General features: G+C 68.1%; 10 protein-coding genes. 7 read left to right on the forward strand and 3 right to left on the reverse strand.

The window, feature by feature from the left end; genetic code table 11:
- The first annotated feature begins 78 nt into the window (after nt 1–78).
- The 3 genes from ACFYZL_RS16855 to ACFYZL_RS16865 all read left to right on the forward strand — a co-directional run bounded on the left by ACFYZL_RS16855 (nt 79) and on the right by ACFYZL_RS16865 (nt 4,528).
- Nucleotides 79–780, forward strand: a complete 702-nt coding sequence (locus tag ACFYZL_RS16855) for an HAD family hydrolase (RefSeq protein WP_384758536.1) — start codon at nt 79–81, stop codon at nt 778–780.
- 491 nt (nt 781–1,271) lie between these two features.
- Entirely contained in the window at nt 1,272–2,876 is a 1,605-nt protein-coding gene (locus ACFYZL_RS16860; protein WP_388679611.1) for an ABC transporter substrate-binding protein, read from the forward strand.
- A gap of 71 nt (nt 2,877–2,947) precedes the next feature.
- A complete protein-coding gene (locus ACFYZL_RS16865) occupies nt 2,948–4,528 on the forward strand; it encodes an ABC transporter substrate-binding protein (RefSeq protein WP_384758542.1) in 1,581 nt (526 codons plus the stop codon).
- Nucleotides 4,529–4,638: 110 nt separating this feature from the next.
- Here ACFYZL_RS16865 and ACFYZL_RS16870 read toward each other — a convergent pair whose 3' ends face one another.
- The gene (locus ACFYZL_RS16870; protein WP_384582279.1) at nt 4,639–5,313 is read right to left on the reverse strand and encodes a response regulator; all 675 of its coding nucleotides are present in this window, start codon (nt 5,311–5,313) and stop codon (nt 4,639–4,641) included.
- Nucleotides 5,314–5,392: 79 nt separating this feature from the next.
- Nucleotides 5,393–6,280, reverse strand: coding sequence for a RecB family exonuclease (locus ACFYZL_RS16875; protein WP_388679614.1), 888 nt, complete (start codon nt 6,278–6,280; stop codon nt 5,393–5,395).
- 167 nt (nt 6,281–6,447) lie between these two features.
- Between ACFYZL_RS16875 and ACFYZL_RS16880 the strand changes: the two genes are divergently transcribed.
- From ACFYZL_RS16880 to ACFYZL_RS16890, 3 genes are all read left to right on the forward strand, one after another.
- The gene (locus ACFYZL_RS16880) at nt 6,448–7,647 is read left to right on the forward strand and encodes a site-2 protease family protein (protein ID WP_384750457.1); all 1,200 of its coding nucleotides are present in this window, start codon (nt 6,448–6,450) and stop codon (nt 7,645–7,647) included.
- A gap of 18 nt (nt 7,648–7,665) precedes the next feature.
- Entirely contained in the window at nt 7,666–8,562 is an 897-nt protein-coding gene (locus tag ACFYZL_RS16885; RefSeq protein WP_042814566.1) for a tRNA (adenine-N1)-methyltransferase, read from the forward strand.
- A 189-nt stretch (nt 8,563–8,751) separates the two neighbouring features.
- Entirely contained in the window at nt 8,752–9,321 is a 570-nt protein-coding gene (locus ACFYZL_RS16890) for a hypothetical protein (protein WP_384750462.1), read from the forward strand.
- A 4-nt stretch (nt 9,322–9,325) separates the two neighbouring features.
- Here the strand turns inward: ACFYZL_RS16890 and ACFYZL_RS16895 are convergent, their stop codons facing one another.
- On the reverse strand, nt 9,326–9,646 hold the full coding sequence (locus tag ACFYZL_RS16895; RefSeq protein ID WP_384582283.1) for a ferredoxin: 321 nt from the start codon (nt 9,644–9,646) through the stop codon (nt 9,326–9,328).
- Between the two features lie 264 nt (nt 9,647–9,910).
- On the opposite strand from ACFYZL_RS16895, the gene arc reads away from it, so the two are divergent.
- On the forward strand, nt 9,911–11,677 hold the full coding sequence (arc, locus tag ACFYZL_RS16900) for a proteasome ATPase (protein ID WP_376661335.1): 1,767 nt from the start codon (nt 9,911–9,913) through the stop codon (nt 11,675–11,677).
- The last annotated feature ends 199 nt before the right edge of the window (nt 11,678–11,876 follow it).

Here is an 11,876-nt window from a genome sequence, read left to right on the forward strand (position 1 = left end):
CGGTCACCTGTTCCCCGAGGGGGTATCCCCGCGGGTCGAGGTGGCCGGCCTTGTCGTCCCCGGAGAAAGGCGTAACAGATGACCAGCACCGTTCCCGCTCCCGTCGCCCGCACGGCAGACGGGCACGCCCTGCAGGCGGTGCTGCTCGACATGGACGGCACCCTCGTGGACACCGAGGGCTTCTGGTGGGAGATCGAGGCGGAGATCTTCCACGAGCTGGGCCACCGGCTCGACGAGGCCTGGCGTGACGTGGTCGTCGGCGGCCCCATGAGCCGCAGCGCGACCTTCCTGATCGAGGCCACCGGAGCCGCCATCGGCCTGGCCGAGCTCAGCGTCCTGCTCAACGAACGCTTCGAGGCCCGCATCGCCGACCGCGTACCGCTGATGCCCGGTGCCGAGCGGCTGCTGAGCGAGCTGGCCCGACACAACGTGCCCACCGCCCTCGTCTCCGCCTCGCACCGCCGCGTCATCGACCAGGTCCTGCTCACCCTGGGCCGCGACCGCTTCACCATGACCGTCGCCGGGGACGAGGTCGTCCGTACGAAGCCCCACCCCGACCCGTACCTGCTCGCCGCGAGCACGCTGGGCGCGCACCCCTCCCGATGCGCCGTCATCGAGGACACCGCCACCGGCGTCGCCGCCGCGGAGGCCGCCGGCTGCCGCGTCGTGGCCATCCCCTCCGTCGGCAGCATCGACCCCGCACCGGGCCGCACCATCGTGGGCTCGCTGGAGGACGTGGACCTGGCCTTCCTGCGCTCCCTCATCGTCCCCATGAACTGAGCGCACACACCACCACACGCTCCGTACCGAACGAAACACCGCCGGGCCCCAGGTCCTGCGGAAGAATCTTCCGCCACAGGCAGCGGAGGCTGAAATTCCATCCTGTCCGGCGGAGTTGCCCAGGGTGACCTTGGTCACCCGTCACCGCCCCTACGGACCTGTCTCGGGCCCCCTGCGCCTACCGCTCTGTCCGGATTGATCAGCACCTGACCGAATCCGGACAGAGCGTCGCGTGAACAGCCGGTTCACTCCCGTCACGGTGCGATTACACCGCATGTCCGGCCGGTTCAAGCCATCCCGTCCCGGACCACTAGTGTCATTGCGGGCACTGCGCCGCACCTCAGCCGCCCCGGACACACACCCCTGTGCCGGGACCGCGTGGACCGATCGTCACTACACCGGCCCGATCGTTCCGCCCTGAACGGGCGACCGCCGCGAAGTGCCCTTCACACCGCTTTGAGCAAGTGCCGGTAACAGGGAGTACTTCCAGCATGAACCGCAAGACCATGGTGCTGACGGCCGCGGCCGGACTGCTCACCCCCACGCTGGCCGCCTGCGGCACCGCGACGGGCGGAGGAGCGGGATCCGGAGCGATCGTCGTCGGAACCACCGACCGGTTCGAGGCCGCCGAATACGCCCCCGCCCCGTTCGACCCGGCGTACGCCTACGACGCCGGCGCCTGGAACGTACTGCGCCAGACCGTCCAGACCCTGATGCACACCCCGCGCGCCGGCGGCCAGCCCGTCCCCGAAGCGGCCTCCGACTGCCGCTTCACCGACACCGGCAACGAGAGCTACCGCTGCACCCTGCGCCCCGGCCTCAAGTTCGCCTCCGGCGACCCCCTCACGGCCAAGGACGTCAAGTTCTCCATCGACCGCGTCCTCACCATCAAGGACGAGAACGGCCCCTCCTCGCTCCTGGCCAACATCGACTCCGTCGAGGCCAAGGCCGCCGACACCGTCGTCTTCCACCTGAAGACCCCGGACGCGACCTTCCCGTACAAGCTCTCCACCCCCGCCACGGGCATCGTCAGCGAGAAGAACTACGACGCCAAGAAGCTCCGCGAGGGCTTCGCCGTGGACGGCTCCGGCCCGTACACGATGAAGGCCGAAGTCAAGAACAACCAGCTCGTCCGCGCCGTCTTCAGCAAGAACCCGAACTACAAGGGCGACCTCAAGCTGCAGAACGACAAGGCCGAACTGCGCACCTACGCCGACTCGACGGCCATGGGCAGGGCACTCGCCGACGGCAAGATCCACATGATCTCCCGCACCCTGTCGCCCGCCCAGATCGGCGAGTTCTCCACCAAGCCCCCCAAGGGCGTCAGGCTCACCCCGCTGTCCGGGCTGGAGATCCGCTACATCGGCTTCAACACCGACGCCCCCGTCGTCAAGGACAAGGCCGTACGCCAGGCCCTCGCCGCCGCGGTCGACCGCAACGCCCTCATCGACAAGGTCTACGGCAAGTCCGCCCAGCCCCTCTACTCGCTGGTCCCCACCACGGTCACCGGCCACGTCAACTCCTTCTACAACAAGTACGGCGCCCCCAACACCGCCAAGGCCGCCGGCCTGCTGAAGGACGCCGGGATCAAGACCCCGGTCAAGCTCACCCTCAACTACACCAACGACCACTACGGCGACGGCACCGCGGCCGAGTTCGAGGCCCTCAAGGCCCAGCTGAACTCCACCCAGCTGTTCGACATCACCGTCCAGGGCAGCGACTGGGCCGACTTCCGCCCCGCGCAGAAGAAGGGCGACCACGCCGCCTACGGACTCGGCTGGTTCCCCGACTACCCCGACGCCGACAACTTCCTCGCCCCGTTCCTGGAGCAGGACAACTTCCTGGGCACCCCGTACGCCAACGCCGCCGTACGCACCCGCCTCCTTCCCGAATCCCGGCGCGCCGCCGACCGCAACGTCGCCGTCCCCGCGATCACGGAAATGCAGGACATCGTCGCCGAGGACGTACCCGTCCTGCCCCTGTGGCAGGGCAAGCAGTACGTCGCCGCACGCGACGGGATCACCGGAGTGGAGTGGTCCGTCAACGCCATCTCCGACCTCCAGCTGTGGGAACTCGGCCGCGGCGTAAGCGGCTGACGCACCGAACCACCGGCAGCGGGTGTCGCGGGCCGGCCCGACGAATCTGTACGACTGAGAAGGACGTGACCGTGAATCGACGTAACCAGTGGCTGGCGGCCCCGCTCGGCGCAGCCACCGCCGCCGCGCTGCTGAGCGGTTGCGGCTCGACCGATGGCTCCAACGCCGGCAGCGGCAAGGGCGTGGTCATGGGCATATCCGACAAGGTGAAGGCCACCGACCCGGCCTCGGGCTACGACCCGGGCTCCTGGGTGCTCTTCAACAACGTCTTCCAGTCGCTCCTCAGCTTCCCCAAGGGCGGCACCACCCCCGAGCCCGACGCCGCGGAGTCCTGCGGCTTCGAAGGCGCCGACAGCAAGACCTTCAAGTGCACCCTGCGCGGCGGCCTGAAGTTCAGCAACGGCCACAGCCTCACCTCGAAGGACGTCAAGTACTCCTTCGAGCGCACCCTGAAGATCGGCGACGCGAACGGCCCCGCCGTCATGCTCGCGTCCATCGGCTCCATCGACGCCCCCGACGACAAGACCGTCGTCTTCCACCTCAAGACCTCCGACGCGACCTTCCCCAGCAAGATCGCCTCGGGCGCCGGCTCCATCGTCGACCACGCCGAATACCCCGCCGACAAGCTCCGCACCGACGGCAAGGCCATCGGCTCCGGCGTCTACAAGCTCGACTCGATCAACGAAAAGAGCGCGAGCTTCTCCGTCAACGAGTCCTACACCGGCAAGGCCAAGGTGCGGAACTCCGGCGTCACCATGAAGTTCTACAACGACGACCAGGCCGGCCTGAAGAAGGTCCTCGAAAGCGGAGGCGTCGACTTCGCCTTCCGCGGCCTCGCCGCCAAGGACATCGCCGGCCTCTCCGCCAACACCGGCGACAAGAAGGTCGAGGTCGTCCAGGGCACCGGCGCCGAGGTCCAGCACCTCGTCTTCAACATGGCCGACCCGGTCGCCGGAAAGATCCACGTCCGCAAGGCCATCGCCTACCTCGTCGACCGCGAAGCGCTGGTCAAGGAGGTCTACCAGGGAACCGCGACCTCCCTCTACTCCATCGTCCCGGCCGGCATCCCCTCCCACACCACCCCCTTCTTCGACCGCTACGGCGGCAGCCCCCAGCCGGAGAAGGCCAAGGCCGTCCTGCGCGCCGCCAACGTCAAGGACAAGGTCAAGATCACCCTGTACTCGACGGCCAGCCGCTACGGCTCCTCCACCGACCAGGAACTCCAGCTCATCGCCAAGCAGCTGAACGACAGCGGCCTCTTCGAAGCCGACGTCAAGTCCGTCGAGTTCGAGCAGTACGAGAAGGACATCCAGGCCGGCAAGTACGGCGTCTACGTCAAGGGCTGGGTGCCCGACTACCCGGACGCCGACAACTTCACCCAGCCGTTCTTCGGCCCCGACAACGTCCTCGGCAACAACTACGACAACAAGGAGATCACCGGGACCATCATCCCCTCGACCTCCGCGAAGTCCGACCGCTCCACCGCCAACACGGACTACAACCGCCTCCAGGACATCGTCGCCGACGAACTCCCGATCCTCCCGCTCTGGCAGAGCAAGCAGTACGCCGTCACCCGCCCGGACGTGACCGGCCTGCAGTGGTCCCTCGACGCGTCGACCGTCTTCCGCTTCTGGGAGATCCGCAAGGGCTGATCCCCACCCCCGGAGCACGACGGGCCGGCAGCCGCACCACGCGGCTGCCGGCCCGTTCGCCGTACAGAAGCCCTACCGGAGAAGCCCTACCGGAGGAAGTCCCACCCGCCCTACTGGCCCGCGCCCGGACGCACCAGACCGCTCTCGTACGCGTAGACCGCGGCCTGCACCCGGTCCCGCAGCCCCAACTTCGTCAGCACGTGCCCCACATGCGTCTTCACCGTGGTCTCGCTCACGAACAGGTCCGCCGCGATCTCCGCGTTCGACAACCCCCGGGCCACCAGCTTCAGCACCTCGACCTCCCGCTCCGTCAACGAGCCCAGCGTGTCCGGCACGCTCTCCTCACCCGACGGCAGATGCCCCGCGTACTTGTCCAGCAGCCGCCGCGTGATGCTCGGCGCGAGCATCGCCTCGCCACCCGCCACCACCCGGATCGCCTGCACCAGCTCATTGGCCGGCGCGTCCTTCAGCAGGAACCCGCTCGCCCCCGCCCGCAACGCCTCCACCACGTACTCGTCCAGATCGAACGTGGTCAGCACCAACACCTTCGCCGGACCGTTCCGCTCCGGACCCGTGATCTGCCGGGTCGCCTCCACCCCGTCCATCCGCGGCATCCGGATGTCCATCAGCACCACGTCCGGCTGGAGCGCCCGCACCTGATCCAGCGCCTGCAGACCGTCCCCGGCCTCACCGACCACCGCCAGATCCTCCTCGGCCTCCAGGATCATCCGGAAGCCGGTGCGCAGCAGCGGCTGGTCATCGACCAGAAGGACGCGGATCGCCACGGGGTCTACCTCGTATTCGTACGGCGGACGGACGCCGCCCATTCTGCCCTGACCGACCGACGACCCAGCGGCCTACGACCTAGCGGGGAACGATCGTCAGAGGATAGGCCGGGGGAGTGCCCCCGAACTCCGGACACACCGCCTGATGATCACACCAGCCGCACAGCTTCGTCGGCCGCGGCCGCCAATCACCCGACTCCGTCGCCTCCCGGATCGCCTCCCACAACGCGTGCAGCTTGCGCTCCACCCGCTCCAGATCCTCCACGACCGGGTCGTACGTCAGCACCTCACCACTGCCCAGATACACCAACTGCAACCGCCGCGGCACGACCTGCTTCAGCCGCCACACCACCAGCGCGTAGAACTTCATCTGGAACAACGCACCCTCGGCATACTCCGGCCGCGGCGCCTTGCCCGTCTTGTAGTCGACGATCCGCACCTCACCCGTCGGCGCCACGTCCACCCGGTCGATGATCCCGCGCAGCCGCAACCCCGACGCCAGCTCCGTCTCCACGAAGAACTCCCGCTCCACCGGCTCCAGCCGCGTCGGGTCCTCCAACGTGAACCACCGCTCCACCAGCGCCTCGGCCTCCGTCAGCCACCGCGCCAGCCCCGCCCCCTCGTCCCCTGACGGAAACAGGTCCGCCAGCTCCGGCTTCGATTCCAGCAACCGCTCCCACTGCCCCGGAATCAACGCCTTCGCCACCGGAGCCGTACGCTCCGCCGCAGGATGATCGAAAAGCCGCTCCAGCACCGCGTGCACCAGCGTCCCGCGCGTCGCGGCCGCACTCGGCTTCTCCGGCAGCTTGTCGATCACCCGGAACCGGTACAACAGCGGACACCGCATGAAATCACTCGCCCGCGAAGGGGAGAGCGAAGAAGGCGCCACAGCGGCCGGCGCCACCGCGACATCCGCGGCGACACCCTCATCGGCGGCACCCGACACGGCACCCGAGCTCGTCGTCATGCACAAAACCCTACGACCCGCCACCGACAGCCCACGCCATACCATCGACGACGGACCCCCTCGCACTGCATGATCGGAACATCACAACCCGCTACACACCGGCCAAAGCGCCATTCGAGCCACACCTGAACCACACTGGAAACACCAGCACCGACCGAAGGACAGCCGTGGCAGACACCGACGAAACCGGCGAGCGCGCAGACCGGCGCTCAGGACCGGGCGGCGGAATCCTCATGGGCCGCCCCTTCGGCGTGCCCGTCTACGTCTCGTCCAGCTGGTTCCTCGTCGCCGCCCTCATCACCTGGGTCTTCGGCAACCAGCTCGACCGCGTCCTGCCCGAACTCGGACCGGTCCGCTACCTCGTCTCCCTCTTCTTCGCCGTCGCCTTCTACGCCTCCGTACTCGTCCACGAACTCGCCCACACCGTGGCCGCCCTCCGCTTCAAACTCCCCGTCCGCCGCATCCAGCTCCAGTTCTTCGGCGGAGTCTCCGAAATCGAGAAGGAATCCGAGACCCCCGGCCGCGAATTCGTCCTCGCCTTCGTCGGCCCCCTCCTCTCCCTCCTCCTCGCCGGCGCCTTCTACCTCGGCATGAAGGCCGTCGACCCCGCCACCGTCCCCGGCGTCCTCCTCGCCGGACTGATGATCTCCAACCTCCTCGTCGCCGCCTTCAACCTCCTCCCCGGCCTCCCCCTCGACGGCGGCCGCATGCTCCGCGCCGTCATCTGGGGCATCACCGGCAAACCCATGACCGGCACCATCGCCGCCGCCTGGATCGGCCGCGCCCTCGCCATCACCGTCCTCATCGGCCTCCCGCTGCTCACCCACACCGGGACCCTCGGCAACCGCACGGACGACACCGGCGGCATGAACACCGTCATGGACGCCCTCCTCGCCGCCATCCTCGCCGCCATCATCTGGACCGGAGCCGGCAACAGCCTCCGCATGGCCCGCCTGCGCGAACACCTCCCCGAACTGCGCGCCCGCACCCTCACCCGCCGCGCCGTCCCCGTCGAGAACACCACCCCCCTCTCCGAGGCCCTCCGCCGCGCCAACGAAGCGGGTGCCCGCGCCCTCGTCGTCGTCGACGGCCAAGGACACCCCACCGCCATCGTCCGCGAAACCGCCATCGCCTCCGTACCCGAACACCGCCGCCCGTGGGTCGCCGTCAGCACCCTCGCCCAGGACCTCACCGACGGCATGAAGGTTTCCGCGGACCTCACCGGCGAAGAACTCCTCGACCACCTCCGCGCCACCCCCGCCACCGAATACCTCGTCCTCGAACCCACCGGCCAGATCTACGGCGTCCTCTCCACCCTCGACGTCGAAAAGGCCTTCGTGAAAGCCATGGCACGGCCCCAGTCCTGAAGCCAATACACTGGTCACATGTCCGAACCGACCGGTGCCGCCCGCCGACGCGGGCCCTTCGAGGTCGGGGACCAGGTACAGCTGACCGACCCCAAGGGCCGCCACTACACGTTCACGCTCGAAGCAGGGAAGAACTTCCACACCCACAAGGGTTCCTTCCCGCACGACGAGCTGATCGGCGCACCCGAGGGCAGCGTTGTCCGCACCACCGGCAACGTCGCCTACCTCGCGCTGCGCCCCCTGCTCCCCGACTATGTCCTGTCCATGCCCCGCGGCGCCGCCGTGGTCTACCCCAAGGACGCCGGCCAGATCCTGGCCTTCGCCGACATCTTCCCCGGCGCCCGCGTCGTGGAAGCCGGCGTCGGCTCCGGCTCCCTGAGCAGCTTCCTGCTCCGCGCCATCGGCGACCAGGGCATGCTCCACAGCTACGAGCGCCGCGCGGACTTCGCCGAGATCGCCACCGCCAACGTCGAGCGCTACTTCGGCGGCCCCCACCCGGCATGGAAGCTCACCGTGGGCGACCTCCAGGACAACCTGGACGAGACCGACGTCGACCGCGTCATCCTCGACATGCTCGCCCCCTGGGAGTGCCTGGAAGCGGTCAAGAAGGCCCTCGTCCCCGGCGGCATCCTCTGCTGCTACGTGGCCACCACCACCCAGCTCTCCAAGACCGTCGAGTCCATCCGCGAGATCGGCTGCTTCGCCGAACCGCAGCCCTGGGAATCGATGATCCGCAACTGGCACGTGGAAGGCCTCGCCGTCCGCCCGGACCACCGCATGATCGGCCACACCGGCTTCCTCGTCACCGCCCGCCGCCTCGCCGACGGCGTCGAGCCCCCCATGCGCCGCCGCCGCCCCGCCAAGGGCGCCTACGGCGAGGACTACGAGGGACCCGGCAGCGACCGCTCCGCGTAACCACCCCGCACACCCAACACCAAGGCGCTGTGGCGCAGTTCCCCGCTCACCCCGGGAACTGCGCCACAGCGCCTTTTCGTTGTCGGGTCAAACGCCCCGCCGGAGCCGGACCCGACCGTTCCACCATCGTGTGAGGTATGGCACGATGCTGGCTCCCCGTCACCCCTCGCACAGGAGACACCCAGCGTGCTGCACAGCCCCGCCGAGCCGGCACTGGGACACACCCGCACCAAACCCGTCCACTGGATCGCCACCGCATCCGCCATGGCCGCCGTCATAGCCGGCGCGGGACTTCTCCAACCGGCCGCCGCCGGAACCGCCCCACAGGCCGCCGAAGGCCCCCGCGCCACCGCCCCCGACCCGGCGGGGGTCACCTACCCCCTCGACTGCAAGGGCGCCCCCCAGACCGTCACCGCCACCGCACAGGGCGACCTCGACGGCGACGGCCGCCCCGAAACCGTCGCCGCCGTCCGCTGCGACGCGGGATCCGGCACCCCGCCCCACGCCATCTACGTACTCGTCCAGGACCGCACCGCGGGAGCCCGCCCCCGCGTCGTCGCCACCCTGCTCGAAGCCGGCCTGCGCAAGACCGCCACCGACCTCACCGTGCGCGACGGAGTCGTCACCGCGAGCCTCGTCGGCTACTCCTCACCCGACGTCCCCCGCTACAGCCCCGACCTCAAACAGCGCGCCAAGTGGCGCTGGAGCGACGGAAAATTCCGCCAGGAGCTGACGGACTCGGCCGCCAGGAGTGTTTGAACCCTCACTCCGCGTCCGGACCGAACACCTCCACCCGGTCCGAAACACGCCTCACGTGGATGCAGTCACCCGGACATTCCTTCGCCGAATCGACCACGTCCTGCAACAGCACCAGCGGAACCGGAGTCGTCGCCCCCGCCTCCTGCAGCAGCTCGTCGTCAGCACCCTTCACGTACGCCAGACCATCGATGTCCAGCTCGAACACCTCCGGCGCGTACTGCACGCAGATGCCGTCCCCGGTGCACAGGTCCTGGTCGATCCAGACCTCGAGCGGCTCGCCCGACCCGCCCGCGACGCCCGCCGGAGCCTCCTGCTGCACGCTCATATCTCCTGCCGTTCCCTGCCCTGAGTGATCCATCCCGGTCGCAACTCGCGGCAAGTCGCGCGAGCCCTGACGGGTGTTGAACGGTTCGACCTTACAACCGGCCGCTTTCAGATGTTGATGGGTGGGTATTTCCTTGGCGTGAGGGAGTACGCAAGGGTGAAGATCGGACACGCCTCTACCGTCTTTGTGATCTAGGGGTTTCAATCACCACCAGCCCAGGTAGGGTCAGGAAGCGTCCAGCTCCCCTTGGAGGAGGTGAGGACCGTGGCAGCCCACGACGACGACATCAACCGCGGCATCCGGCCCGGGCGAGGGTCTGAGGACCCCGCCGGCCAGGTTGCCTATCTCGAGCAGGAAATCGCCGTCCTGCGCCGCAAGCTCGCCGACTCTCCGCGACACACGAGGATTCTCGAAGAGCGGATCGTCGAGCTTCAGACAAATCTGGCCGGCGTCTCCGCACAGAACGAACGACTCGCGAATACCCTCCGTGAGGCCCGCGACCAGATCGTGGCCCTCAAGGAGGAAGTCGACCGGCTCGCACAGCCGCCGGCCGGCTTCGGCGTCTTCCTGCAAGCCAACGAGGACGGCACCGTCGACATCTTCACCGGAGGCCGAAAGCTCCGCGTGAACGTCAGCCCCAGCGTCGACCCGGAAGACCTCCGGCGCGGCCAGGAAGTCATGCTCAACGAAGCGCTCAACGTGGTCGAGGCCATGGAATTCGAGCGAGCCGGGGACATCGTCACCCTCAAGGAAATCCTCGAGGACGGCGAGCGCGCCCTGGTGGTCGGGCACACCGACGAGGAAAGGGTGGTGAGGCTCGCCGAGCCGCTCCTGGACATCACCATCCGCCCCGGCGACGCCCTCCTGCTCGAACCCCGCTCCGGCTACGTCTACGAAGTGGTCCCCAAGAGCGAGGTCGAAGACCTCGTCCTCGAAGAGGTCCCCGACATCGACTACGACAAGATCGGCGGCCTGGGCGACCAGATCGAGCTGATCCGCGACGCGGTCGAGCTCCCGTACCTCTACCCCGACCTCTTCAAGGAACACGAACTGCGGCCCCCGAAGGGCATCCTGCTCTACGGCCCGCCCGGCTGCGGCAAGACGCTCATCGCCAAGGCCGTCGCCAACTCCCTTGCCAAGAAGGTCGCCGAAGTGACCGGACAGGCAGCAGGAAAGTCCTACTTCCTGAACATCAAGGGACCCGAACTCCTCAACAAGTACGTCGGCGAGACCGAGCGCCACATCCGCCTCGTCTTCCAACGTGCCCGCGAGAAGGCCAGCGAGGGCACCCCCGTCATCGTCTTCTTCGACGAGATGGAATCCCTCTTCCGCACCCGCGGATCCGGCGTCAGCTCGGACGTGGAGAACACCATCGTCCCCCAGCTGCTCGCCGAGATCGACGGCGTGGAAGGCCTGGAGAACGTCATCGTCATCGGCGCCTCCAACCGCGAAGACATGATCGACCCGGCCATCCTGCGCCCCGGACGCCTCGACGTGAAGATCAAGATCGAGCGCCCGGACGCGGAAGCCGCCAAGGACATCTTCGCCAAGTACCTCAAGGCCTCCCTGCCCCTGCACACGGACGACCTGTCCGAACACCAGGACAGCCCGGCCGGCACCGTCCACAGCATGATCCAGACCGTCGTCGAGCAGATGTACGCCGAAAGCGAGGAAAACCGCTTCCTCGAGGTCACGTACGCCAACGGCGACAAGGAAGTCCTCTACTTCAAGGACTTCAACTCCGGCGCCATGATCCAGAACATCGTGGACCGGGCCAAGAAGATGGCCATCAAGGCCTTCCTCGAACACAACCAGAAGGGCCTCCGCGTCTCCCACCTCCTCCAGGCATGCGTGGACGAGTTCAAGGAGAACGAGGACCTGCCCAACACCACCAACCCGGACGACTGGGCCCGAATCTCCGGAAAGAAGGGCGAGCGGATCGTATTCATCCGCACCCTCGTCACCGGAAAGCAAGGCGCGGACACCGGACGCTCCATCGACACGGTGGCAAACACCGGTCAGTACCTCTGACCGAGCGGAGCGGCTGCGGATGCCCTCCCCGGGCATCCGCAGCCGACTGCTTTACCGGCCGATTTTCAGCCGGTGACGAGGCCAATTCAATGACGGAAATGATCTCCCCACGAACCCGAAGTGGTTCTACGCTCTTCCTTACCGCCGCCGGACGCGCAGTGCGGGGACGGGCACCGCACAGGAACAGGCACAGGCACGC

The organism is Streptomyces sp. NPDC001717 (assembly GCF_042892775.1).
Lineage (GTDB): Bacteria > Actinomycetota > Actinomycetes > Streptomycetales > Streptomycetaceae > Streptomyces.

Excerpts from the sequence above, each read along its gene's own strand:
- ACFYZL_RS16885 (WP_042814566.1), top strand. The coding sequence starts at position 7,666 with ATGTCCGAACCGACCGGTGCCGCCCGCCGACGCGGGCCCTTCGAGGTC.
- ACFYZL_RS16855 (WP_384758536.1), top strand. The coding sequence starts at position 79 with ATGACCAGCACCGTTCCCGCTCCCGTCGCCCGCACGGCAGACGGGCAC.
- ACFYZL_RS16860 (WP_388679611.1), top strand. The coding sequence starts at position 1,272 with ATGAACCGCAAGACCATGGTGCTGACGGCCGCGGCCGGACTGCTCACC.
- ACFYZL_RS16895 (WP_384582283.1), bottom strand. The coding sequence starts at position 9,646 with ATGAGCGTGCAGCAGGAGGCTCCGGCGGGCGTCGCGGGCGGGTCGGGC.
- ACFYZL_RS16875 (WP_388679614.1), bottom strand. The coding sequence starts at position 6,280 with ATGACGACGAGCTCGGGTGCCGTGTCGGGTGCCGCCGATGAGGGTGTC.